Source organism: Massilia sp. LjRoot122, from assembly GCF_964252725.1.
Taxonomy (GTDB): Bacteria; Pseudomonadota; Gammaproteobacteria; order Burkholderiales; family Burkholderiaceae_D; genus Telluria.
Genome location: NZ_CAXUPB020000005.1, coordinates 13,259 through 37,576, shown reverse-complemented (window position 1 = coordinate 37,576; position 24,318 = coordinate 13,259). Strand labels below are relative to the sequence as shown.

The 24,318-nt window shown below is 62.2% G+C and carries 24 protein-coding genes; 3 read left to right on the top strand and 21 right to left on the bottom strand.

What is annotated here, in order from left to right; genetic code table 11:
• From atpD to ACSQ25_RS25490, 13 genes are all read right to left on the bottom strand, one after another.
• Nucleotides 1-1,404 carry a F0F1 ATP synthase subunit beta gene (gene atpD / locus ACSQ25_RS25550; RefSeq protein ID WP_436108543.1) on the bottom strand — a complete coding sequence of 468 codons (1,404 nt, stop codon included), beginning with the start codon at nt 1,402-1,404 and terminating at the stop codon, nt 1-3.
• Nucleotides 1,405-1,448: 44 nt separating this feature from the next.
• Complete coding sequence (gene atpG / locus ACSQ25_RS25545) at nt 1,449-2,324, bottom strand: F0F1 ATP synthase subunit gamma (RefSeq protein ID WP_436108542.1); 876 nt, start codon at nt 2,322-2,324, stop codon at nt 1,449-1,451.
• 56 nt (nt 2,325-2,380) lie between these two features.
• Nucleotides 2,381-3,922: a F0F1 ATP synthase subunit alpha gene (gene atpA / locus ACSQ25_RS25540; RefSeq protein ID WP_224946990.1), complete on the bottom strand. Its 1,542-nt coding sequence runs from the start codon at nt 3,920-3,922 to the stop codon at nt 2,381-2,383.
• Between the two features lie 71 nt (nt 3,923-3,993).
• On the bottom strand, nt 3,994-4,527 hold the full coding sequence (locus ACSQ25_RS25535; RefSeq protein ID WP_436108541.1) for a F0F1 ATP synthase subunit delta: 534 nt from the start codon (nt 4,525-4,527) through the stop codon (nt 3,994-3,996).
• Nucleotides 4,528-4,529: 2 nt separating this feature from the next.
• Entirely contained in the window at nt 4,530-5,000 is a 471-nt protein-coding gene (locus tag ACSQ25_RS25530) for a F0F1 ATP synthase subunit B (RefSeq protein ID WP_436108540.1), read from the bottom strand.
• A 72-nt stretch (nt 5,001-5,072) separates the two neighbouring features.
• The gene (gene atpE, locus ACSQ25_RS25525) at nt 5,073-5,312 is read right to left on the bottom strand and encodes a F0F1 ATP synthase subunit C (protein WP_056340707.1); all 240 of its coding nucleotides are present in this window, start codon (nt 5,310-5,312) and stop codon (nt 5,073-5,075) included.
• Nucleotides 5,313-5,398: 86 nt separating this feature from the next.
• Nucleotides 5,399-6,235: a F0F1 ATP synthase subunit A gene (gene atpB / locus ACSQ25_RS25520; protein ID WP_436108539.1), complete on the bottom strand. Its 837-nt coding sequence runs from the start codon at nt 6,233-6,235 to the stop codon at nt 5,399-5,401.
• A gap of 2 nt (nt 6,236-6,237) precedes the next feature.
• Nucleotides 6,238-6,576, bottom strand: coding sequence for an ATP synthase subunit I (locus tag ACSQ25_RS25515; protein WP_436108538.1), 339 nt, complete (start codon nt 6,574-6,576; stop codon nt 6,238-6,240).
• 247 nt (nt 6,577-6,823) lie between these two features.
• Nucleotides 6,824-7,696 (bottom strand): ParB/RepB/Spo0J family partition protein, encoded by an 873-nt coding sequence (locus ACSQ25_RS25510; RefSeq protein ID WP_436108537.1) that lies wholly within the window; start codon nt 7,694-7,696, stop codon nt 6,824-6,826.
• Nucleotides 7,697-7,717: 21 nt separating this feature from the next.
• Entirely contained in the window at nt 7,718-8,488 is a 771-nt protein-coding gene (locus tag ACSQ25_RS25505) for a ParA family protein (RefSeq protein ID WP_436108536.1), read from the bottom strand.
• Between the two features lie 114 nt (nt 8,489-8,602).
• Nucleotides 8,603-9,262 carry a 16S rRNA (guanine(527)-N(7))-methyltransferase RsmG gene (gene rsmG / locus ACSQ25_RS25500; RefSeq protein WP_436108535.1) on the bottom strand — a complete coding sequence of 220 codons (660 nt, stop codon included), beginning with the start codon at nt 9,260-9,262 and terminating at the stop codon, nt 8,603-8,605.
• Complete coding sequence (gene mnmG, locus ACSQ25_RS25495; RefSeq protein WP_436108534.1) at nt 9,259-11,193, bottom strand: tRNA uridine-5-carboxymethylaminomethyl(34) synthesis enzyme MnmG; 1,935 nt, start codon at nt 11,191-11,193, stop codon at nt 9,259-9,261. The genes rsmG and mnmG overlap by 4 nt, the downstream gene beginning before the upstream one ends.
• A 153-nt stretch (nt 11,194-11,346) precedes the next feature.
• Nucleotides 11,347-12,117 (bottom strand): sulfite exporter TauE/SafE family protein, encoded by a 771-nt coding sequence (locus ACSQ25_RS25490; RefSeq protein WP_436108576.1) that lies wholly within the window; start codon nt 12,115-12,117, stop codon nt 11,347-11,349.
• A gap of 101 nt (nt 12,118-12,218) precedes the next feature.
• Between ACSQ25_RS25490 and ACSQ25_RS25485 the strand changes: the two genes are divergently transcribed.
• Complete coding sequence (locus tag ACSQ25_RS25485) at nt 12,219-13,376, top strand: iron-containing alcohol dehydrogenase (protein WP_436108533.1); 1,158 nt, start codon at nt 12,219-12,221, stop codon at nt 13,374-13,376.
• On the opposite strand, the gene ACSQ25_RS25480 is transcribed toward ACSQ25_RS25485, so the two are convergent.
• The 7 genes from ACSQ25_RS25480 to ACSQ25_RS25450 all read right to left on the bottom strand — a co-directional run bounded on the left by ACSQ25_RS25480 (nt 13,371) and on the right by ACSQ25_RS25450 (nt 20,694).
• Complete coding sequence (locus ACSQ25_RS25480; RefSeq protein ID WP_436108532.1) at nt 13,371-14,192, bottom strand: alpha/beta fold hydrolase; 822 nt, start codon at nt 14,190-14,192, stop codon at nt 13,371-13,373. The genes ACSQ25_RS25485 and ACSQ25_RS25480 overlap by 6 nt on opposite strands.
• Entirely contained in the window at nt 14,189-15,175 is a 987-nt protein-coding gene (locus ACSQ25_RS25475; RefSeq protein WP_436108531.1) for a branched-chain amino acid ABC transporter permease, read from the bottom strand. Before ACSQ25_RS25475 ends, ACSQ25_RS25480 begins: the two co-directional genes overlap by 4 nt.
• Entirely contained in the window at nt 15,172-16,059 is an 888-nt protein-coding gene (locus ACSQ25_RS25470; protein WP_436108530.1) for a branched-chain amino acid ABC transporter permease, read from the bottom strand. The genes ACSQ25_RS25475 and ACSQ25_RS25470 overlap by 4 nt, the downstream gene beginning before the upstream one ends.
• Nucleotides 16,060-16,257: 198 nt before the next feature.
• The gene (locus ACSQ25_RS25465) at nt 16,258-17,460 is read right to left on the bottom strand and encodes an ABC transporter substrate-binding protein (RefSeq protein WP_436108529.1); all 1,203 of its coding nucleotides are present in this window, start codon (nt 17,458-17,460) and stop codon (nt 16,258-16,260) included.
• 37 nt (nt 17,461-17,497) lie between these two features.
• The gene (locus ACSQ25_RS25460; RefSeq protein WP_436108528.1) at nt 17,498-18,205 is read right to left on the bottom strand and encodes an ABC transporter ATP-binding protein; all 708 of its coding nucleotides are present in this window, start codon (nt 18,203-18,205) and stop codon (nt 17,498-17,500) included.
• Complete coding sequence (locus ACSQ25_RS25455) at nt 18,202-18,975, bottom strand: ABC transporter ATP-binding protein (protein WP_436108527.1); 774 nt, start codon at nt 18,973-18,975, stop codon at nt 18,202-18,204. The genes ACSQ25_RS25460 and ACSQ25_RS25455 overlap by 4 nt, the downstream gene beginning before the upstream one ends.
• Before the next feature lie 78 nt (nt 18,976-19,053).
• Complete coding sequence (locus ACSQ25_RS25450; RefSeq protein ID WP_436108526.1) at nt 19,054-20,694, bottom strand: GMC family oxidoreductase; 1,641 nt, start codon at nt 20,692-20,694, stop codon at nt 19,054-19,056.
• Between the two features lie 1,239 nt (nt 20,695-21,933).
• On the opposite strand from ACSQ25_RS25450, the gene aac(6') reads away from it, so the two are divergent.
• Together aac(6') and ACSQ25_RS25440 are read left to right on the top strand one after the other, a co-directional pair.
• On the top strand, nt 21,934-22,380 hold the full coding sequence (gene aac(6'), locus ACSQ25_RS25445) for an aminoglycoside 6'-N-acetyltransferase (RefSeq protein ID WP_436108525.1): 447 nt from the start codon (nt 21,934-21,936) through the stop codon (nt 22,378-22,380).
• 29 nt (nt 22,381-22,409) lie between these two features.
• Complete coding sequence (locus tag ACSQ25_RS25440; RefSeq protein WP_436108524.1) at nt 22,410-23,204, top strand: 5'-methylthioadenosine/adenosylhomocysteine nucleosidase; 795 nt, start codon at nt 22,410-22,412, stop codon at nt 23,202-23,204.
• Here ACSQ25_RS25440 and ald read toward each other — a convergent pair.
• Nucleotides 23,174-24,289 (bottom strand): alanine dehydrogenase, encoded by a 1,116-nt coding sequence (ald, locus tag ACSQ25_RS25435; RefSeq protein ID WP_436108523.1) that lies wholly within the window; start codon nt 24,287-24,289, stop codon nt 23,174-23,176. The two genes, ACSQ25_RS25440 and ald, sit on opposite strands and share 31 nt — an antisense overlap.
• Nucleotides 24,290-24,318 lie beyond the last annotated feature (29 nt).

Here is a 24,318-nt window from a genome sequence, read left to right as displayed (position 1 = left end):
TTAAGCAGCCAGCTTCTTGGCCTTCTCGATTGCTTCCTCGATGGTGCCGACCATGTAGAAGGCCTGCTCCGGCAGGTGGTCCAGTTCGCCCGATGCGATCATCTTGAAGCCCTTGATCGTGTCTTTCAGCGAAACGTACTTGCCCGGCGAGCCGGTGAACACTTCAGCGACGTGGAAAGGCTGCGACAGGAAACGCTGCATCTTACGTGCACGAGCGACGACCAGCTTGTCTTCCGGCGCCAGTTCGTCCATGCCCAGAATCGCGATGATGTCACGCAGTTCCTTGTAGCGCTGCAGGGTGCCCTGCACGGCGCGCGCGGTGTTGTAGTGCTCTTCACCGACGACCAGCGGGTCCAGCTGGCGCGAGGTCGAATCCAGCGGATCCACTGCCGGGTAGATACCCAGCGAAGCGATGTCACGCGACAGAACGACGGTCGAGTCCAGGTGGGCGAAGGTGGTTGCCGGCGACGGGTCGGTCAAGTCATCCGCAGGGACATACACGGCCTGGATCGAGGTGATCGAGCCGGTCTTGGTCGAGGTGATGCGCTCTTGCAGGCGGCCCATTTCTTCGGCCAGGGTCGGCTGGTAGCCCACTGCCGACGGCATACGGCCCAGCAGTGCCGACACTTCGGTACCGGCCAGGGTGTAGCGGTAGATGTTGTCGACGAAGAACAGAACGTCCTTGCCTTCATCACGGAAAGCTTCCGCCATGGTCAGGCCGGTCAGCGCGACGCGCAGACGGTTGCCCGGCGGTTCGTTCATCTGGCCGTAGACCATCGCCACTTTCGAGTTGGTCGGGTTTTCCAGGTCGACGACCTTGGCGTCCGCCATCTCGTGGTAGAAGTCGTTACCTTCACGGGTACGCTCACCCACACCGGCGAACACGGACAGACCCGAGTGCGCTTTTGCGATGTTGTTGATCAGTTCCATCATGTTGACGGTCTTGCCGACGCCGGCGCCGCCGAACAGGCCGACCTTACCGCCTTTGGCGAACGGGCAGACCAGGTCAATCACTTTAATGCCGGTTTCCAGCAGGTCGGTCGACGGCGACAGTTCGTCGTAGGCCGGCGCATCGCGGTGGATCGATGCCATGCGCTCGTGGCTGACCGGACCGCATTCGTCGATCGGGTTGCCCAGCACGTCCATGATGCGGCCCAGGGTCGGGGTGCCGACCGGGACCATGATCGGGTGGCCGGTGTTCTGGATGATCATGCCGCGGCGCAGGCCTTCCGAGCTGCCCAGTGCAATGGTACGGACCACGCCGTCGCCCAGCTGCTGCTGGACTTCCAGGGTCAGTTCCGAGCCTTCCATTTTCAGTGCGTCGTACACTTTCGGCATGGCGTTACGCGGGAATTCCACGTCAACCACTGCGCCGATACACTGAACGATTTTGCCATCAGCCATTTTCGTTCCTTCAGATATATAGTTAAATTCTTTTACTTGATCGATTAAACGGCTGCTGCGCCGGAAACGATCTCGGAGAGTTCTTTGGTAATCGCCGCCTGGCGGGTCTTGTTATAGACCAGCTTCAGGTCGCTGATGACACTGCCGGCGTTATCGCTCGCGGCCTTCATCGCGACCATGCGCGCCGACTGCTCGGACGCGAGGTTTTCTGCAACCGCCTGGTACACCAGCGCTTCCACGTAACGCACCAGCAGCTCGTCGATGACGACTTGCGCTTCCGGTTCGTAGATGTAGTCCCAGCTGATACCGCCGGCATCCTTTTCCAGGTGCTTCGCCGGCAGCGGCAACAGCTGCTCGACCATCGGCTCCTGCTTCATCGTGTTGATGAACTTGGTGTAGCACAGGTAGACAGCGTCGAGCGTGCCTTCCTGGTACGCGTCCAGCATCACTTTGACCGGGCCAATCAGCTTGTCCAGGTGCGGGGTGTCGCCGAGCTGGGTCGCTTGCGAAACGACTTTCATGCCCATGCGGTTCAAGAAGCCCAGGCCTTTGTTGCCAATCGCAACTGCCTCGACGGTATTACCTGCCTGCTCCTGCTCGCGCGCCTTCAGCGTCACCTGGCGCAGCACGTTGGTGTTCATGCCGCCGCACAGACCCTTGTCGGTCGTGACGACGATGAAACCCACTGCCTTCGCCTTCACGTGCTTGGCTTGCGCCATGAACGGGTGCGTGTATTCCGGGTTTGCGCCGGCCAGATTGGCGGTGATGGTACGAACCTTCTCACTGTAGGGACGGGCGGCGCGCATACGGTCCTGCGCTTTGCGCATTTTCGATGCGGCGACCATTTCCATCGCCTTGGTGATCTTCTTCGTATTCTCTACGCTCTTGATCTTGCCACGAATCTCTTTGCCTACTGCCATGAGTCCTTACTCCTTCCGCGCACCGGCGCCGTGCTCACACGACGCCGGCTTGACGATTAATATGCGCCGGATTTTTTGAAATCAGCAATGGCGGCGGCCAGCGCAGCTTCGCCGTCCTTGTCCAGTTGCTTGGTTTCGTCGATCTTCGACAGCAGGGCAGCGTGGCTCGACTTCAGGAAGTTGTGCAGACCGTGCTCGAACGGCAGCACTTTCTTGACTTCGATGTCGTCCAGGTAGCCTTTGTTGACGGCGAACAGCGATGCGGCCATCAGCGAGGTCGACAGCGGCGAGAACTGCGGCTGCTTCAGCAGTTCGGTCACGCGGGCACCGCGGTCCAGCTGCTTGCGGGTCGACTCGTCCAGGTCCGATGCGAACTGCGCGAACGCAGCCAGTTCACGGTACTGCGCCAAGTCGGTACGGATACCGCCCGACAGGCCCTTGATGACCTTGGTCTGGGCTGCACCACCGACGCGCGACACCGAGATACCGGCGTTGATCGCAGGACGGATACCGGCGTTGAACAGCGAGGTCTCCAGGAAGATCTGGCCGTCGGTAATCGAAATCACGTTGGTCGGAACGAAGGCCGAGACGTCGCCTGCCTGGGTTTCGATGATCGGCAGTGCGGTCAGCGAACCGGTCTTGCCGGTGACGGCGCCGTTGGTGAACTTCTCGACGTAGTCGGCGTTCACGCGTGCTGCGCGCTCGAGCAGACGGCTGTGCAGGTAGAACACGTCGCCTGGGTAAGCTTCGCGGCCCGGTGGGCGGCGCAGCAGCAGGGAAATCTGGCGGTAGGCAACTGCCTGCTTCGACAGGTCGTCGTACACGATCAGTGCGTCTTCGCCGCGGTCGCGGAAGTATTCGCCCATCGCGCAGCCCGAGTAGGCCGAGATGTACTGCATCGCTGCCGATTCCGAAGCGGAAGCGGCGACAACGATGGTGTACTCCATCGCGCCGTGCTGTTCCAGCGAGCGGACGATGTTCTTGATGGTCGATGCCTTCTGGCCGATTGCGACGTACACGCAGGTGACGCCCTGGCCCTTCTGGTTGATGATCGCATCCACCGCCACGGCCGACTTGCCGGTCTGGCGGTCGCCAATGATCAGCTCACGCTGGCCACGGCCGATCGGCACCATTGCGTCGATCGACTTGATGCCGGTCTGCATCGGCTGCGAGACGGATTCACGGGCGATGACGCCCGGAGCGATCTTTTCGATCGGTGCGGTCAGCTGTGCATTGACCGGACCCTTGCCGTCGATCGGCTGGCCCAGTGCGTTGACCACGCGGCCACGCAGTTCCGGACCGATCGGCACTTCCAGGATGCGGCCGGTGGTCTTGACGGTATCGCCTTCCGAGATGTGCTCGTAGGCACCCAGGATGACGGCGCCGACGGAGTCGCGCTCGAGGTTCATCGCCAGGCCGAAGGTGTTGCCAGGGAATTCCAGCATCTCGCCCTGCATCACGTCCGACAGACCATGGATGCGGCAGATACCGTCGGCGACGGAGATCACCGTGCCTTGATTGCGAACTTCAGCCGAACCTTCCAGACCCTGGATGCGGCTCTTGATCAGTTCGCTGATTTCAGAAGAATTAAGTTGCATGAGTGCTAACTCCAAATGTTTTTGATGCGTAGGGCAAGGGCGCTAGCGCCGGCGCGTGCTGCTAGATACGATTAGGACACCAGCGCAACATGCATCTGTTGCAGCTTGGCGCGTACCGAGGTATCGAGCACTTCGTCGCCGACGACCACGCGCACACCACCGATCAGCGAAGGATCCACTGTCACCGTTGGGTTCAGCTTGCGGCCAAATTTCTTTTCCAGCGTAGCGACCAACTGGGCCAGCTGGTCACCCGAGATCTCGAAGGCGCTGACGATGGCCGCATCGGCGGCACCTTCGTTGGCGTTCTTCAGTGCCGCGAACTGGGCGGCGATTTCGGGCAGCAGGTTGACGCGGCCGTTTTCGGCCAGCATCGCGATAAAGTTCTTCGCTTCAGCGTTCAGCGGCGACTTGACCAGGGACGCAATCGTGTCGGCCAGCTGGGCAGCGGTGACCTTCGGGTTGGCGGCGAAAGCCTGCACTTCCGGGTTGGCGCCGATCTGGCCCAACTCGGCAGTGACGGCCGACCAGGCGGCCATGTCGCCCGACTGGGCAACACGGAACAGCGCTTCGGCGTAAGGGCGGGCGACGGTTGCGAGTTCAGCCATGATCAGAGCTCGGTCGACAGTTTCGACAGCAGGTCGGCGTGGACCGCTGGGTTCACTTCACGCTTCAGGATCTGCTCGGCGCCTTGCACTGCCAGTGCGGCTACCTGGCCACGCAGTTCTTCGCGGGCACGGGTCACTTGCTGCTCGGCGTCGGCCTGTGCTGCAGCGACGATACGGGCGGCTTCTTCGGCGGCGGTTGCCTTGGCTGCGTCGATGATCTGGGCAGCACGCTTTTCAGCGTCGGTGATGCGCTTCTGGACTTCGTCACGGGCGCCGGCCAGTTCGGTCTGGACGCGCTTTTCAGCGGCAGCCAGGTCGGCCTTGCCACGGTCGGCTGCGGCCAGGCCATTCGCGATCCTCTCGGCGCGCTCGTCGAGCGCTTTCATCAGTGGCGGCCACACGAATTTCATCGTGAAGCCCGCCAGGATGAAGAAGACCACGAACTGGACAAACAAAGTTGCGTTCAAGTTCACGGTAAATTCCTTCTCACAAAAACGGATGCCGAACCAGGGACGGTTCGGCTCTTCAGATCAAGTCGTGCTTGATTAGCTGAACGGACGTGCGAAGACGAACAGCATGGCGATACCAACGCCGATCAGGAATGCCGCGTCGATCAGACCAGCCAGCAGGAACATCTTGGTCTGCAGGGTGTTCATCAGTTCTGGCTGACGTGCAGAAGCTTCCAGGTATTTACCGCCCATGATTGCGATACCGATGCAAGCACCGATGGCGCCCAGGCCGATGATCAAACCGCAAGCCAGTGCAACAAAAGAAAGGTCAGTCATGTGTAACTCCAAAAGTTAATTTAAAAACTAGATTAAAAACTACAACTTCTTTACAACCACTATCTGTTCGATGCTTGCGGCGCCGATCAGTGGCCTTCATGGGCCTGACCGATATACACCAGCGTCAGCATCATGAAGATGAATGCCTGCAGGAACACGATCAGGATGTGGAAGATCGCCCAGATCGAACCCGCGATGATGTGACCGATCACACCAAATGCGGTGGCCATGGAGCCGAGCAGAGCAATCAAGAGGAACAGCAGCTCACCGGCGTACATGTTGCCGAACAGTCGCATACCCAGCGACACGGTTTTTGCTGCATATTCGATGATGTTCAGGAGCAGGTTGAACGGCGCCATCCAGATGCCGAACGGGGCTGCGAACAGTTCATGGATGAAGCCACCCAGGCCCTTGATCTTGACGCTGTAGTACAGCATCAGGGCCAGTACGCCCAGCGAGATGCCCAGGGTGCCGTTCAGGTCGGCGGTCGGGACCACGCGGTGGTACGGGAAGATGTTTTCGACGCCCAGCAGGCCGAACAGGCCGGCGAACATGTCGACCGGCAGGAAGTCCAGCGAGTTCATGATGGCGACCCAGACGAACACGGTCAGCGCCAGCGGCGCGATGAAGCTGCGGTCACCGTGCACGATCGACTTCGACTGGTCTTCGACCATCTCGACCAGCATCTCGACTGCGGCCTGGAAGCGGCCCGGCACGCCCGAGGTGGCTTTACGCGCAGCCGCCCACATGAACAGGCAGCCGATCAGGCCGGCAGTGATCGACCAGAAGATCGTGTCCATGTTGAAGACACTGAAATCGACCACGAAGTCCTGGTGCTTGTTCGACAGGTGACCCAGGTGGTGGGTGATGTATTCTGATGGGGTGGGCGCGTGTGCTGCGCCTTCTACGGTTGGAGTCGCCATTGTCAGTGCCTAAATAATAAGATGATGTAACTCTTCAGCGCCACGATGAAGCCGGCGACCAGTGCCAGCCAGTTCAGGTCGTGGTACAGCTTCGCGACCGCGAACAGAAGCGCGACCGTCAGTGCAATCTTTACAAATTCCCAGATGAAGAATGTTGCAGGACTGGCGCCTCCGGCCCGTTGGGCGTTGGCGAACAGCCGTACTGCCATGATGCCGTTGGGCACAACACAACACAAACCGCCCAGTACTGCTGAAAACATCGCAGACCATCCCCCCAGCAGTGCGGCGATCAGGCCGACGACTACTGTTGCAATCAATTGCAGGGAGACGATACGCAGCATATTGTTCTGGTTTCTCGCCGCGCGATCGGACAGTTACGATGTGGTAATTACATGAATCAGCGGGATTATAAGTGGTTATACGGACGCGAGTCAAACGATTCCGCGCTTATAACTGCCGCGTAAAGATGTGATGGGAGCAACAGTGGGATTGCCGAAATCCCTATATTTTCAGTAACTTAACCCTTGCGCGGGGGAACCGGAGCGTGGCATGCATACGTCATCTGCCCACCCTCCGGCAAGACACAATTCAGGCGCGCAGACGGGCCAGAACGCCGTCGAGAATGTCGAGGTCGGCGAAGTCGATGATTAGCTGTCCCTTGCCTTTCGCACCCATCTTGAACATCACCGGCGTCGCCAGCTTGTCCGACAATTCCTCTTCCAGGCGCACGATGTCGCCCGGCTTGTCCTTGGCGCGCGCCGGCGTTGCCGGACCGGATTGTTCCTCGAGGGCACGGGCAACCAGCTTTTCGGTCTCGCGTACCGACAGGCGCTTGGCAATCACCTGGTTGGCCAGGGTGATCTGGTGCGCGCTGTCGACCGCCAGCAAGGCGCGGGCGTGGCCCATGTCGATGTCGCCGGCCATCAGCATGGTCTGCACGGGCTGGGCCAGGTTGATCAGGCGCAGCAAATTCGACACCGCACTGCGCGAACGGCCGACGGCCGCAGCCGCCTGCTCATGGGTAAAGCTGAAGTCGTTGATCAGGCGCTGGATGCCCTGCGCCTCTTCGAGCGGGTTCAGGTCTTCGCGCTGGATGTTCTCGATCAGGGCCATGGCGGCGGCCGACTGGTCGTCGACGTCGCGCACCAGCACCGGGATCTCTTCCAGCCCGGCCATCTGGGCTGCACGGAAGCGGCGCTCGCCTGCGATGATCTCGTAGGGCACGTTGGCGCCCTCCCCCAGCGGACGCACCAGCACCGGCTGCATGATGCCCTGGGTCTTGATCGAGGCGGCCAGCTCGCTGAGCGAGGTTTCGTCCATGCGGGTGCGCGGCTGGTACTTGCCGGCCTGGATCTGGTCGATCTTCAGGGACGAGGGGGCTTTCGCCGGGGCCGGCTGGCTGTCGCCGCCGAGCAGCGCGTCGAGACCGCGTCCGAGACCCTTGAGTTTTTTGGTTGCCATTTCTGTGTCAGCTCTCTGTGATTACATTGTCTTGATACGTTCGACCATTTCCGCGCCGAAGGCGATGTACGCCTGCGCGCCCTTCGAGGACGGATCGAACACCACGCCGGGCATGCCATAGGACGGCGCCTCGGCCAGGCGCACGTTGCGCGGGATGATGGTCTTGAACACCTTGTCGCCGAAATGCTGTTCGAGCTGGCTCGACACCTGCTGCGAGAGCGTCATGCGCGGATCGAACATCACGCGCAGCAGGCCGATGATGCGCAGGTCGGTGTTCAGGTTGGCGTGCACCTTCTTGATCGTGTTGACCAGGTCGGACAGGCCCTCGAGTGCGTAGTACTCGCACTGCATCGGGATGATCACCCCATGCGCCGAGCACAGGCCGTTCAGGGTCAGCAGCGACAGGGCCGGCGGGCAGTCGATCAGGATGAAGTCATAGTCCTTGTCCACAGCCTCCAGCGCATCCTTCAGGCGGCGCTCGCGGTTCTCCAGCGCCACCATCTCCACTTCGGCGCCGGCCAGTTCGCGGTTGGCGGGCAGGACATCGAAGCGCCCCGACTCGGAACGCAGGCGCGCGCTGGCCACGTCGGCTTCACCCAGCAGCACCTGGTAGATCGATGCTTCGAGCGAGGCCTTGTTGATGCCCGCCCCCATGGTGGCATTGCCCTGCGGGTCGAGGTCGACCAGCAGCACGCGCTGGTCCAGCTTCGCCAGGCCGGCCGACAGGTTGACGGTGGTGGTGGTCTTGCCGACCCCGCCCTTCTGGTTCGCTACGCAAAAAATCTTCGCCATCTATTCTTATCCGTTGGAGGGGACAACAAGACGCTATACCGTTCATATCGTACAAACCATTTTAACGGTTCATACTTTATAAACGATATAAACTATTTATACGGTTTATTCTGTTTACGCAGATCGCTCGACGAAAACCAGGTGACGCTCCGCGCCCAGCCTTGGAACCTGCAGGGGCTGTAAACCCGTCACTTTCCACTCTGCCGGCACCCGCTCCTGCTCTTCAGCCGGCGCCGTGCCTTTCAGGGCGATGAATTTTCCGCCCTCGGCCAGCAGGTGCCCCGACCACTCCAGGAAATCGCTCAAATCCGCGAAAGCACGCGAGGTGATGACGTCGAATTTGTCGCTCACCTCCAATTCCTGCACCTTCATCGTGTACACGCTGACGTTGGAAAGTTCGAGCTCGGCTTTTACCTGCTTGAGGAAGGCGGTTTTCTTGTGCACGGTGTCGATCATCGACACTTTCATGTCCGGGCGGCTGATCGCCAGCACGATGCCGGGCAAACCGCCCCCTGCCCCGACGTCCAGCACATTGCGCGCTTGCGCAAAGGCCGGCACCGCGGCAAGCGAATCGAGCAGGTGGTGGGTCACCATCTGCATCGGGTCACGCAAGGAGGTCAGGTTGTAGACGCTGTTCCATTTGTTCATCAGCGCCAGGTAATCCAGCAGCTTTTCCTGCTGGGCCGGCGTCAAATCAAGGTGAACTGCGAGCTTCATCTCGCTAATGCCATCGGCAAGCACTTGCGCCAGGGCGGCGCGGTCGAAATACTTCATTCAGCCGCCTCCGCGGTGGTGTTGCTGGTAAAGCCCTTTGCACCGCGTTTTTTGAGGTGCACCAGCAGCAGCGAGATCGCCGCCGGGGTCACGCCCGAGATGCGCGAGGCCTGGCCCAGGGTCTCCGGACGCTGCTTGTCGAGCTTCTGGCGCACTTCGATCGACAGTGCGGCGATCTCCAGGTAGTTCAGGTTCTCGGGCAGCTTCAGGTTTTCGTAGTGCTCATGACGCTCCACTTCGCGGGTCTGGCGGTCGATGTAGCCGGCGTATTTCAGCTGGATTTCGACCTGTTCCTTGACCGCCGGATCTTCCACACCCGGGCCGCCCAGGGGCTGGCCTTCGATGCCCGTCATGCTGACCAGGGTGTCGTACTGCACGCCCGGGCGGCGCAGCAGGTCGGCGAGGTTGTACTCGCGCTCGATCGCCTGCCCCACCACGCGCTCCGATTCGGCGGCGGCCAGGATGCGCGGGTTGACCCAGGTCGAGCGCAGGCGCTCGAGTTCGCGGGCCACCGATTCGCGCTTGGTTTCAAAGGCGGCCCACTGGGCGTCGCCAACGATGCCGAGCTGGCGGCCGATCTCGGTCAGGCGCATGTCCGCGTTGTCCTCGCGCAGCGACAGGCGGTACTCGGCGCGGCTGGTGAACATGCGGTAGGGTTCGGCCACGCCCTGAGTGGTCAGGTCGTCGACCAGCACGCCGAGGTAGGCTTCCGAACGGCCCGGGGTCCAGGCTTCCTTGCCCTGGGTCTGCAGCGCGGCGTTCAGGCCGGCGAGCAGGCCCTGGGCCGCCGCTTCTTCGTAGCCGGTGGTGCCGTTGATCTGGCCGGCGAAGAACAGGCCCTGGATCGCCTTGGTTTCCAGCGAGGCCTTCAGTCCGCGCGGATCGTAGTAGTCGTATTCGATGGCATAGCCCGGACGCAGGATGAAGGCGTTCTCCATGCCGCGCATCGAGCGCACCAGGTCCAGCTGCACGTCGAACGGCAGGCTGGTCGAGATTCCGTTCGGGTAGAACTCGTTGGTCGTCAGGCCCTCCGGCTCGAGGAAGATCTGGTGCGACTCTTTCGAGGCGAAACGGTGGATCTTGTCTTCGATCGACGGGCAGTAACGCGGGCCCACGCCTTCGATGACGCCGGTGTACATCGGGCTGCGGTCGAGGCCGTTGCGGATGATCTCGTGGGTCTTTTCATTGGTGTGCGTCACCCAGCACGGCACCTGGCGCGGGTGCATGGCGGCATTGCCCATGACCGAGAACACCGGCACCGGATCGAGGTCGCCCGGCTGTTCGGCCAGCACCGAGAAGTCGATGCTGCGGCCGTCGATACGCGGCGGCGTACCGGTTTTCAGGCGGCCCTGGGGCAGCTTGAGTTCCTTCAGGCGGCTCGACAGCGACACGGCCGGCGGGTCGCCGGCACGGCCACCCGAGTAGTTCTGCAGGCCGACGTGGATCTTCCCGTCGAGGAAAGTGCCGGCCGTCAGCACCACGGCGCGGGCGCGGAACTTCAGCCCGACCTGGGTCACGGCGCCGACGACGCGCTCGCCTTCCAGCATCAGGTCTTCCACGGCTTGCTGGAACAGCCACAGGTTCGGCTGGTTTTCCAGGCGCGAGCGGATCGCCGCCTTGTACAGGACGCGGTCGGCCTGGGCGCGGGTAGCGCGCACGGCCGGGCCCTTGGACGAATTCAGGATGCGGAACTGGATGCCCGCCTCGTCCGTGGCGATGGCCATGGCGCCGCCGAGTGCATCGACTTCCTTGACGAGATGGCCCTTGCCGATGCCGCCAATCGATGGGTTGCAAGACATCGCACCCAGGGTTTCGATGTTGTGGGTCAGCAGCAGAGTCTTTTGACCGGTGCGTGCGGACGCGAGCGCGGCCTCGGTACCGGCATGGCCGCCGCCGACGACGATGACGTCGAATTCAGTAGGAAATAGCATGATGGAGAGTAAGGCGAGGAGTCTAATGCGCGATTATAGATTCTTTTTTCTTGCAGAAGCTTTTGGGGGGCTGAAAACGACAGATTTTGTTCCACGTGGAACAAAAAAAGAAAAGCCGGGCGAACCCGGCTTTTTCTGTTTCACGTGGAACAATCACCACCCGATCTTGGTGAAGGCATCGTAGGCGGTTTTCAGGATCAGTCCGGAGACCACGACAAGGAAGAGTTTGCGGACAAACCCGCTGCCGTGTTTTAGCGCCAGCCTGGTGCCGATCAGGGAACCGGCCACCTGACACACGGCCATCATCAAGCCCAGCTGCCACAACAAATGACCGCTGTAGCCAAACCACAGCAAGGCCGAGAAGTTACAGGCGACGTTGACGATCTTGGCCGCCGCTGACGCGCTCAGGAAATCGAAGCCGAAGAAGCGCACGAACAGGAAGATCAGGAAGCTGCCCGTACCCGGACCAAAGAAGCCATCATAAAAACCAATCGCGGCGCCGATGCCGATGGCCCAGTAACGCTCGGCCAGTCCGCTGTGCACCGGCGCATGGACCGAGCCCAGATCCTTCTTCTTGAAGGTGTAGACCGCGACAGCGACCAGGATGATCGGCAGCAGCGTACGTACAAAGTCAGCCGGCACCCGCGTGACCGTCCAGGCACCGGCGAAGGACAATGCGAAGGCCGCCAGCGCTGCCGGTGCCGCAGTGCTCCACGCCACCCTCACCCGGCGTGCGTAGTTCACCGCCGCGGCACTGGTGCCGAAGATACTGGCGAACTTGTTCGTCCCCAGCAGGGTTGCCGGCACCTCTTTGGGGAGTACGGAGAAGATCGCGGGAATCTGGATCAGGCCGCCGCCACCGACGACGGCATCGACCAGGCCGGCGGTGAAGGCAGCAGCGCCTAGCCAAGCAAAATCAATCATGGAAAATGTAAAGGAAAGCAGAGGCTGCATTGTACGGCAGTCGATTCCTTCGAGCATGATGGGGTAAGCTTGTACGATAAGAACACACACGGAGACCTGCCATGACCGCCTTTGCCTTCAGCACGGTTGCGAACATCCTGTCCGAACCAGGCGTGACCCAGCGCCTCGGCGACATCATCGCGGAACGCTTCCCCGGCACCCGCCGCCCCTTCATCGTGACCGATGCCGGCTTCCTGCGCACCGGCCTGCTCACGCTTCCGACGCTTAGCCTGGAACAGGCTGGCATGCTGCCCGCGCACTTTTCCGGCGTCATCGCCGACCCGCCGGAAGCGGTCGTGCTGGACGCCGTCGACAGCGCGCGCCGCCATGAAGCCGACCTCGTCATCGGTTTCGGCGGCGGCAGTTCGATGGACGTGGCGAAACTGGTGGCGGTGCTGGCCGGGTCGGCGCAGGCCATCGGCGAGATCTACGGAATCGGCAAGGTCAGCGGAAAACGGCTGCCGCTGGTGCAGGTGCCGACCACCGCCGGCACCGGATCCGAGGTGACCAACATCGCGATCGTGACCACCGGCGCGACCACCAAGACCGGCGTCGTCGCGCCCCAGCTCTACGCCGATTTGGCCGTGCTCGATGCGGCATTGACCCTGGGCTTGCCGCCGCCGGTCACCGCAGCCACCGGGATCGACGCGATGGTGCATGCCATCGAAGCCTATACCAGCAAGCACAAGAAGAATCCGCTGTCGGACGCACTGGCGCGCGAAGCCTTGTCCTTGCTGGGACGCAACCTGCTGCCGGCCTGCGAGCAGGGCGACCGGCTCAAGGTGCGGCAGGCCATGCTGCTCGGCGCCTGCCTTGCCGGACAGGCCTTCTCGAATGCGCCGGTAGCAGCCGTCCATGCGCTGGCTTACCCGATCGGCGGCATCTTCCATGTGCCGCATGGACTGTCGAACTCCCTGGTCCTGCCGCATGTCCTGCGTTTCAATCTGCCGCAGGCGGCTCACCTGTATGCGGAACTGGCCGGCGTGATCGTCCCGCACGCCAGCGGCAGCGAGGAAGCGCGGGCGGAGGCGCTCATTGTTGCGATGCAACAAACAGCCAAGATGACGGGAATCGAAACGAGCTTGCGCCAGGTGGGCATCACGGAAAACGACCTCGACCGCCTGGCCAACGATGCCATGCTCCAGACCCGGCTGCTCGGCAACAACCCGCGCGAACTCAGCCGCGATGATGCGCGCGCGATCTACGCCGCGGCCTTATGAGGTCTTGAGGAAGTCCAGCAGCAGGGCATTGAGGCGCTCGGTGGCCGACAGCTGCATCCAGTGCCCCACCCCGCTCAGCCGCTCGTAGCGGAAGCCGGCGCGGCAGTGGTGCAGCGAATCGAGCATCTGCTTTTCGCCGAGGGCCGGATCACGGTCGCTCCAGACGCCCATCACCGGCACTTCGACCGGACACCAGTGGTGCGGGCGGCCGAGCTTGAGGTTGGCGCGGTAATAGTTCAGGGCCGCCGTCAGGCGCCCTTCCGGCTCCAGCGCCGCACGCGAGATCGCCAGCTGTTCCGGACGGCGCGTCATCTGGCGCAGGAAGAACCAGTCATTGGCCCGGATCGCATGTTCGGCCACCACCGGCATCAGGAAACCGAGGATGTACCAGAAGCGCATCTGCTGGGTGGCGCCGGCGTTGGCAATGGCCGCCGGATGGCCGGTGGACAGGGCGGCGAAACGCTCGAAGCGCTGGGGCGCATTCATGCACAGCTGCCAGCCGACCAGGCCGCCCCAGTCGTGCCCGACCAGCGAGGCCTTCTCAAGGCCGAGCTGGTCCATCAGGCCGAGGATGTCGGCGCACAGGAATTCGATGGCATAGGCGCCGACGCCGGGCGGCGCATCGGTCTTGCCGTAACCGCGCATGTCCGGCGCGATGACGCGGTAGCCGTTCGCGGCCAATACCGGGATCTGGTGGCGCCAGATCTCATGGGTATCGGGAAAACCGTGCATCAGGATGACGGCCGGGCCGCTGCCTGCGCTGACGTAATGCATGCGCAGGCCGTGTACGTCGATGGTGTGGGATTCCAGGTTCAAGTTCGCTCCGCTTGCCCGGTGCGGCCACGCGCGAGCAGCGCACCGATCTCCCCCACGATACCACGCCGGAACAAGAGAACGCAGACAATAAAGATCAGCCCCGTCACCATGCCGACCGACTCGCCGAGCGTCCCGAACCATTCGATGCCGGAGCGCTCCGCCAGCCAGGCGCCCAAGTCGCCCAGCTTGTTCTCCAGGGCAATGACCAGGAAGGCGCCCAGGATCGGCCCGGCCATCGTTCCCATGCCGCCTACGAGGGTCATCAAGACCACGAGGCCCGACATGGTCCAGTGGACGTCGGTCAGCGTCTCGAAGCCCAGCACGACCGTTTTGGTGGCTCCTGCGAGCCCTGCCAGGGCTGCGGACAGCACAAAGGCCAGCAGCTTGTAGCGGTCGACCTCGTAGCCCAGGGACACGGCGCGCGGCTCGTTCTCCTTGATGGCCTTGAGCACCTGACCGAAGGGCGAATGGACGATGCGCACGATCAGCAGAAAGCCGGCGGCGGCGATCGCCAGCACCAGGTAGTACATGCTCAGGTCGTTCGACAGGTCCAGCAGGCCGAACAACTGCCCGCGCGGCACGCCCTGCAAGCCATCCTCGCCATGCGTAAAGGGCGCGCGCAGCGCCGCGAAGTACACCATTTGCGCCAGCGCCAGGGTGATCATCGAAAAATAGATGCCCTGACGGCGGATCGCCAGGGCGCCGATCACCAGGCCCAGCACACTGGATGCGGCCACGCCCAGCACGATGCCGAGCCCGGTCGGCAGCCCGCTGACCGCCAGCAAATGGCCGGTCACATAGCCGGCGCTGCCGAAAAAAGCGGCATGGCCGAAGGACAGCAGCCCGGTGAAGCCGATCAGGAGGTTGAAGGCGCAGGCGAACAGGGCGAAGCACAGCAGCTTCATCAGGAACACCGGATAGGCGAAGAAGGGCGCGGCCAGGAACAGCGCCAGCGCGAGGAGATAGCCGAGCTTCCTGTTCATCGTGTCTCCTTGCCGAACAGCCCGGCCGGCCGCAGCAGCAGGACGATCACCATCACCACGAACACCACCACTTCCGATCCTTCCGCATAGAACACGCGGGTCAGGCCTTCGATCACGCCCAGGGCCAGGCCGGTGAGGATAGAACCGAGGATCGAGCCCATGCCGCCGATCACGACCACCGCGAACACGACGATGATCAGGTTCGAGCCCATCAGCGGCGTGACGTTGATGACGGGCGCCGCCAGCACGCCGGCAAAGCCCGCCAGCGCCACGCCGAAGCCGTAGGTCAGCGTGACCATCAGCGGCACGTTGATGCCGAAGGCCTCGACCAGCTTCGGGTTCTCGGTGCCGGCGCGCAGGTAGGCGCCGAGCCGGGTCTTCTCGATCACGAACCAGGTCGACAGGCAGACGACCAGGGAGGCGACCACGACCCAGGCGCGATAGTTAGGCAGGATCATGAAACCGAGGTCGGTGGCCCCTTGTAGCTGTTCCGGCACGTCCAGGGTCTGGCCGGAGACGCCGAAGAAGGAGCGGAACACCCCTTCCAGCAGCAGCGTGATGCCGAAGGTCAGCAGCAGGCCATACAGGTGATCGAGCTGGTAGAGCCAGCGCAGCATGGAGCGCTCGACCAGGATGCCGAACAGGCCGACCAGCAGCGGCGCCAGCAGGAGCATCATCCAGTAGTTCAGGCCGAAACTGGTGACGCCGATGTAGGCGGCAAAGGCACCCATCATGTACAGGGCGCCGTGGGAAAAGTTGATGACGTTGAGCAGGCCGAAAATGACGGCCAGGCCCAGCGAGAGCATGGCGTAGAAGGAGCCGTTGACCAGGCCGAGCAGGAGCTGGCTCAGCAGGGCTTGGTGGGGGATGCCGAAGATGTCCATGTACTCGTTCGGTTAGTGCGCGGGACGAGGTGACGCGATAAGGCGTTACATCAGTCCCGCTGCCTATGAACGTCGTTCCGGCGAAGGCCGGAACCCAATTTTTGCGTGCGCACCGACTGCGGTACGAACTTGGATCCCGGCCTTCGCCGGGATGACGGCTCTACTGTTAGCAGTGCAATCAAACTGCAGCAGCGGCGCTTACTTCCACAACGCGCATTTGGTTTCGGCCTTCTTCGTATAGGCCTGCTCGCCCGGGATGGTGGCGACCACCTTGTAGTAATCCCAGGCGCCCTTCGATTCCTTGGGCGACTTCACCTGCATCAGGTACATGTCGTAGACCATGCGGCCGTCCGGGCGGATCGTGCCGTTTTTCGCGAACATGTCGTTGACCGGGGTCTTCTTCAGCTGCGCCATCACCTTGTCGGCATTGTCGGTGCCGGTGGCTTTCACGGCGTTCAGGAACTGCATCGTGGCCGAATAGTCGCCCGCCTGCAGCATCGAAGGCTGCTTCTTCATCTTGGCGAAATAGCGCTTGGCCCAGGCGCGGCTTTCCGGGGTGCGGTCCCAGTACCAGCCGTCGGTGAAGTACATGCCCTGGGTCGTGTTCAGGCCCAGGGTGTGCACGTCGTTGATGAACACCAGCAGGCCGGCCACCTTCATCTTCTTGGTCAGGCCGAATTCGTTGGCCGCCTTCACCGCATTGATCAGGTCGCCGCCGGCATTGGCCATGCCCAGCACCTGTGCCTTGGACGACTGCGCCTGCAGCAGGAAGGACGAGAAATCGGACGCCGACAAGGGGTGCTTGACGCTGCCCACCACGGTGCCGCCGCCGGCCTTGACGACGTCCGCGGTATCCTTCTCGAGCGAATGGCCGAAGGCGTAGTCGGCGGTCAGGAAGTACCAGGACTTGCCGCCCTGCTTCAGCATGGTCGCGCCGGTGCCGCGCGCCAGCGCCACGGTGTCGTAGGCGTAGTGGACGGTGTAGGGCGTGCACTGCTCGTTGGTCAGCTGCGCGGTGCCGGAACCGATTGCAATGAACACTTTTTTCTTTTCCGCGGCGACCTTGGCCATCGCCAGGCTGGCGCCGGAATTCGTACCGCCGATGAGCAGGTCGACGCCCTGCTGGTCGAACCATTCGCGTGCCTTCGAGGCGGCGATGTCCGGCTTGTTCTGGTGATCCGCCACGACCAGCTGGATCTTCTTGCCGTTGATCGCGCCGCCCATGTCGGCGATCGCCATGCGGATCGCTTCCGCGCCGCCATTGCCGTCGACGTCGGAATAGACGCCGGACAGGTCGGTGATGAAGCCGATCTTGATGACCTCGCCCGAGATTTGCGCCTGGGCGGGCATGGACAGGCCGAAGGCGGTGGCGGCAGCGAGGGCGATGGCGGTGCGTTTCATGGTGTCTCCCTTATGTGTGCGGGTTATTCACAGGTGTTCAGACGCCGAGCAGCTCGGTCAGCAGCGGCATCCTGCTGTCCAGTTCCGCGGCAGCGATGGATTCGACGACCCGGCCGTGCTCGACCACATAGAAGCGGTCCGCGAGCGGCGCGGCAAAGCGGAAATTCTGTTCGACCATGACGATCGTGTAGCCCTTGGCCTTGAGGGTCGTGATGGTGCGCGCCAGGCTCTGCACGATGACCGGCGCCAGGCCTTCGGAAATCTCGTCCAGCAGCAGCAGGCGCGCGCCGGTGCGCAGGATGCGCGCGACCGCCAGCATCTGCTGTTCGCCGCCCGACAGGCGCGTGCCCTGGCTGTGCCGGCGCTCGTAGAGGTTGGGGAACATCGCGTAGATCTCGTCCACGCTCATGCCCGCCTCTGCCCCCTTCAGTTGCGGCGGCAGCAGCAGGTTTTCCTCGGCCGACAGCGAAGCGAAGATGCCGCGCTCTTCCGGGCAATAGCCGATGCCGAGGTGGGCGATCCGGTGCGTCGGCAGGCCGATCGCCTCGACACCGTTCACCCGGATCGAGCCGCTGCGGCGGCCGGTCAGGCCCATGATGGCGCGCAGCAGCGTGGTCCGGCCGGCGCCGTTGCGGCCCAGCAGGGTCACGACTTCGCCCGGCGCCACGTCCAGGCCGATGCCATGCAGGATGTGCGATTCGCCGTACCAGGCGTGCAGGTCTTTGATCTCGAGCGCCGCCGTCATGCCTGTGCTCCGCCCAGCTGGCCGTCGGCCGTGCCCATATAGGCTTCCATCACCAGCGGATTGCGCGACACCTCGGCGTAGCTGCCTTCGGCCAGCACGGCGCCGCGCTGCAGCACCGAGATGCGGTCGCAGATGCCCGCCACCACCTTCATGTTGTGCTCGACCATGAGGATGGTGCGGCCCGCCGCGACCTTTTTGATGAGCTCGGTCACCCTGTGGACATCTTCGTGGCCCATGCCCTGGGTCGGCTCGTCCAGCAGCATCAGTTCCGGCTCCATTGCCAGCGTGGTGGCGATTTCCAGGGCACGCTTGCGGCCGTAGGGCAGGTCGGCCGTCATGGTGTCGGCGAAGCTTTCCAGGCCGACCTCGGCCAGCAGGCTTAGTGCGCGTTCGTTCAGGCTGTCCAGGGAACGGCTGCTGCGCCAGAAGTGGAAGCTGGTGCCGAGCCGGCGCTGCAGGCCGATGCGCACGTTCTCGCGCACCGTCATGTGCGGGAAGACGGCGGAAATCTGGAAGGAACGGATGATGCCCATGCGGGCGATCTGGGCCGGCCGGGCGGCGGTGATGTCGCGGCCGTTGAAGAGGATCCGGCCCGCGCTCGGCGCCAGGAATTTCGTGAGCAGGTTGAAGCAGGTAGTCTTGCCGGCGCCGTTGGGGCCGATCAGGGCGTGGATGTGGCCGCGTTCGACCTGGAGGTTGACCTCACTGACTGCCGTGAATCCCTTGAACTCCTTGGTGAGCGCCTTCGTCTCCAGGATGACATCCGCCATTGACTCTCCAACACCGGGTGCTGCGATCGACAGAACGATAAGGACTACTTGCCAGATAATACATACAAGCGGAGGCCGTCACAATACGGCTGGGCTAATGTGCGCGGTGAGGATGTCCTGCGCAGCCTTCTCCGCAATCATGATGGTCGGCGAATTGGTATTTCCCGAAGTAATGAAAGGCATGATCGAGGCGTCGACGACCCGCAGTTTTGCGATGCCGTGCACGCGCAGGCGGCCGTCGACCACGGCCAGCGGATCGTCTTTCCGCCCCATGCGGCAGGTGCCGACCGGATGGAAAATCGTGGTGCCGACCAGCCCTGCCGCCTGGGCCAGTTCTTCCTCGCTCTGGTATTGCGGACCAGGCATGAACTCTTCAGGCCGGTACTTCGCCAATGCCGGCGCGGCCACGATGCGGCGCGTCAGCGCCAGCGCCGCGGCGGCGGTTTTCCGGTCAGCCTCGGTGCTCAGGTAGTTCGGCGTGATCTTCGGCGCCGCGTAACTGTCGCCGGAGGCGAGGCGCACCTGCCCGCGCGAAGTTGGCTGCAGGTTGCAGACGCTGGCCGTGAAGGCCGGGAAGCGGTGCAGCGGATCGCCGAACTTGTCCAACGAAAGAGGCTGGACGTGGTACTGCAGGTTCGGTGCGGCCAGTTCCGGCGCAGACCTGGCGAAGCCGCCGAGCTGGGATGGCGCCATCGACATCGGCCCGCTCTGGAACAAGGCGTATTCGAGGCCGATCAGGGTCTTGCCGAACCAGTTGGTGGCGCGCGTGTTCAGGGTCGGCACGCCCCGCACCTTGAAGATCATCCGCAGCTGCAGGTGGTCCTGCAGATTGCCGCCGACCCCGGGCAGCTCCACTACCGGGGCGATGCCGTGACGCTGGAGTTCTTCCGCCGCACCGATGCCGGACAGCTGCAGGATCTGCGGCGAGCCCACCGCCCCTGCCGCCAGCAGGGTTTCTCGGTGAGCTTTTGCCGTGTAGACGCGTCCGGCGCCTGTGAAGCGGATGCCGGTGCAGGCCTTGCCTTGTGGCGTATCCTCGAACAGCAGGCGCTCGACGTGACAGCCGGTCATGATCGTCAGGTTCGGCCGTTTCGCCGCCGGCTTCAGGAAGGCTTTCGCCGTATTCAGGCGGATGCCGCGCCGCTGGTTGACCTCGAAATACGCCGTTCCCTCGCCCAGGCCGGCATTCAGGTCAGCGATCTTCGGGATGCCGACCTCATGCGCCGCTTCACGGAAGGCATCCAGGATTTTCCAGGACAGGCGCTGCTTTTCCACGCGCCATTCGCCGCCCGCTCCATGCACCTCGCTCGCGCCCAGGTAGTGGTCTTCGCTACGCTTGAACAGCGGCAGCACCCCTTCCCAGCGCCAGGAATCGTCGCCCGATACCTCGGCCCATCGTGCGTAATCGGCAGGCTGGCCGCGCATGTAGATCATGCCGTTGATCGACGAACTGCCGCCCAGGACCTTGCCCCGCGGGTAGATCAGCGCCCGTCCGTTCAGGCCAGGATCGGCTTCGGTACGGAACAGCCAGTCCGTGCGCGGATTGCCGATGCAATGCAGGTAGCCGACCGGGATGTGGATCCACAGGTAATCGTCACGGCCGCCCGCTTCCACCAGCAGGACGTCGATATCGGGATTGCATGTCAGGCGGTTTGCCAGCACACAGCCGGACGTGCCGCCGCCGACGATGATGTAGTCGTACTCGCCGGCCGGTTCCAAGGCTAGCGTTCCCGAACGGCGCTGCAAAGCGAACGCAAGTCGCCTTTCGCGGGCCGGAACATGGACTGTCGAAACCGTGTATCGAGATTCACCAGCCCTCCGTTCGTCATTCGATGAGGCAAGCTTACCAGATCGTAAACGGAAGTCTAGGGCCCTCCTGTGGATAAGCCTATTGATATCCACAGGTCTGTTTTGTGCAGAACCGGGCAAATTTCAGATCCGCGAAATCTTGTCCAGTTTACCGACAGCCCCAACGCGTCAGTGCTGCACCGCCTTATACCTTCTGTAAGTCGATGATTTCTCAGGCCTAAAGTGCGTTTTCCACAAGCTGGGGCCTGCGTTAACCACTACTACTATCCTTATATACAAACTTTGCTTTGTAAACCTTGCAAAACTTTTTTCAATTTTTTTTTGTCCGCCGTCGCAGCAATCGCACAGCTTCAAGATGCTCTGCCTGCAAGCCCTGGCTTGGTCTCCATCCAGCCTTGACCAAAGGCACACCGCAACTCCTGACTGCAAAAACCCTCTCTTCTCGCACGGGTCTGTGGAAAACAGCTGGGATATCCACAGGATCGAATGTGTAGAACAGCTCAGTAAACCGACACGCAGGAATTCTGTCCAACTTTCCTACAGTTCAAAAACAAGTCTTGTACATGGCCTTAAAGCGACCGTAAACCATTGACGTTGTGGAGAAAACTCTTCTTATCCACAGGAACCTGCTCGTTTACTATTACTACCAGTTTGTATACAAACTTGTTTACTACAACAACAAAACTGACAACGCGAATCCGCCAGCAGTGCATCGACCCTGGACACTGCCTGTCATCAAAAACGGCTGAGCACTGTTTTGCCAAAAGCTGCCAGGCAGCACGCAAAACCGCTTTCTCGCTGATTTCTGCCAAGCCTGCTGTGGAAAAGTCGAGGTATATCCACAGGATCGGATGTGCAGAACGCAGCGTTTACCGCGCAAGCCAAAATCTGTCCACCTTTCGTTCAAGGCCCACACAAACTTTGTCCTGCCAGTAAAAAGCTCGCCAAGTATTTGATACTGTGGAGTAAACGCGAGTTATCAACAGAAAAAGCCGCGTTTACTATCTACTACCAGTTTGTATACAAACTTTAGTTAACTAATACCCTGAAGCTCTGCAGTGCTGGAAAAGCCAGGAAACGCGGTTTTTTCTGGCCTCACACCCGTAAGACAAGCAAAATGGACGCTCTAGCGTAGAAAACTCCCGCTTCATGAGCTCGATCAAACCGTGCACAAGCGTTGAACAAGCCGGCTGGTTGCAACTGCGCATGGCTTTATGGCCTGCAGATCCCGACGAACACTTGCCTGAAATGCAGGAACTGTGTGCACAACCCGGCCGTTATGCACAGTTCATCGCGTATTCCAGCGCTGGAGAGCCCCAGGGACTGGTCGAAGTGGCGCTGCGCAGCGATTACGTCAACGGAACGGAATCCTCGCCGGTCGGTTTCCTGGAAGGCTTGTATGTCGCTCCAGGCTTCCGCAGGCAGGGCATTGCCGTCCAGCTGGTCCGGGTTGCCGAACAATGGGCGAAAGAACAGGGTTGCAGCGAGATGGCATCGGATGCCTTGCTCGAGAATACGGCCAGCCATGCGATGCACCAGGCGCTCGGATTTAGCGAAACCGAGCGTGTGGTCTACTTCCGCAAGCCGCTGGTCTAGTAAAAAACACAAGAAAATCAAGGAAAAACATGCGTTTGGGGATCATCAGCGCGCTGGTCGAAGAACAGCTGGGGCTCGTGGAAGCCATCAGAGGGCCCTCCAGGCTCATCCATGGCAAGCGCGAGTACTGGGCAGGAACACTGTGGGAAATCGACGCTGTGTGCGTTCTGTCGCGAATTGGGAAGGTTGCGGCTGCCATGACGGCCACGACGCTTGTGGAAAAGTTCGGAGTTACCCACATCCTCTTCACCGGCGTGGCCGGTGCGGGGGATAAAACGGTCCAGGTAGGCGATATCGTGGTGGCCGAAGCCCTGGTCCAGCACGACATGGATGCCAGTCCGCTATTTCCCCGTTTCGAGGTGCCGCTGACCGGCCTGACGCACTTCCCGCCCGATCTGCAGCTGTCGATGCGCCTGTCGCGCGCTGCCCATGACTTCCTGGAGCTGGACTTCCTGGATGCGATCAGCGAAGGAGAGCGGCGTACATTCCGGCTGGCGCAACCGCGTGTGCACCGCGGCCTGGTGGCGAGCGGCGATCAGTTCATGACCGACCGCGCGCACCTGAACGGGCTCAACGCAGCCCTTCCCGGCCTCGTGGCGGTCGAAATGGAGGGTGCCGCGGTGGCCCAGGTGTGCCACGAGCTGGGCGTGCCCTGTGCGGTCATCCGCACCGTGTCCGACAACGCCAATGAAAACGCGGCCACCGATTTCATGCGTTTCGTGAAATCGGTGGCCGCGCAGTATGCCTTCCACATCACCCGGCGCGTATGCCGGGATCTACGGGAAGCGCCGCTTCAGCCGAGGAGCGATTCGGCCGGCACGTAGTTGTAGTTCAGATCGCGGGCCACGGCTTCATAAGTCACCTTGCCCTGGCAGACGTTCAGGCCATTACGCAGGTGGACGTCATCCGAGAGCGCCTGGCGCCAGCCCTTGGTGGCCAGCGCCACCGCGTGTCCGATGGTCGCGTTGTTCAGCGCGAAGGTCGAGGTGCGCGCCACTGCGCCCGGCATATTGGCCACGCAGTAGTGGATCACGCCATCGACCACGAAGGTCGGGTCGGCGTGGGTGGTCGCATGCGAAGTCTCGAAGCAGCCGCCCTGGTCGATCGCGACGTCCACCACCACCGCGCCTTTCTTCATGCGCGAGATCATGTCGCGGGTGACCAGCTTCGGCGCTGCGGCGCCCGGCACCAGCACGCCGCCGATCACCAAATCTGCCGACAGTACCGCTTCCTCGATCGCATGCGCGTTGGAGTAGAGCGTGGAGATGCGGTTGCCGAAGACGAGATCGAGCTGGCGCAGGCGGTCGACGTTCTTGTCGAGCACCGTGACGCGGGCGCCGGTGCCGACCGCCATCTGCAGCGCATTGGTGCCGACCACGCCCGCGCCGATGATCACCACGTGGCCCGCGGCGACGCCCGGAACGCCGCCCAGCAGCAGGCCCATGCCGCCCTTGGACTTTTCCAGGTGCGCGGCGCCGGCCTGGATCGCCATGCGGCCGGCCACTTCGCTCATCGGCGCCAGCAGCGGCAGGCCGCCGCCTGGGCCGGTGATGGTTTCGTAGGCGATGCAGACCGCGCCGGATTTCACCAGCGCGGCGGTTTGTTCAGGATCCGGCGCCAGGTGCAGATAGGTGTAGAGCACCTGCCCTTCGCGCAGCATCGCGCACTCTTGCGGCTGCGGTTCCTTGACCTTCACGATCATGTCGGCGCGCGCGAAGATTTCCTTCGCCGTGGCCACGATGCCGGCGCCGGCCGCCATGTACTGCTCGTCCGACAGCCCGATCTGCTCGCCGGCGCCTTGCTGCACGATGACTTCGTGTCCGCGTGACGTCAGTTCGCGCACCGAGGGCGGGGTCAGGCCGACGCGGTACTCGTGATTCTTGATCTCCTTAGGTACGCCAACAAGCATGTCTACCTCCATTTTTATAAGAATGTGAC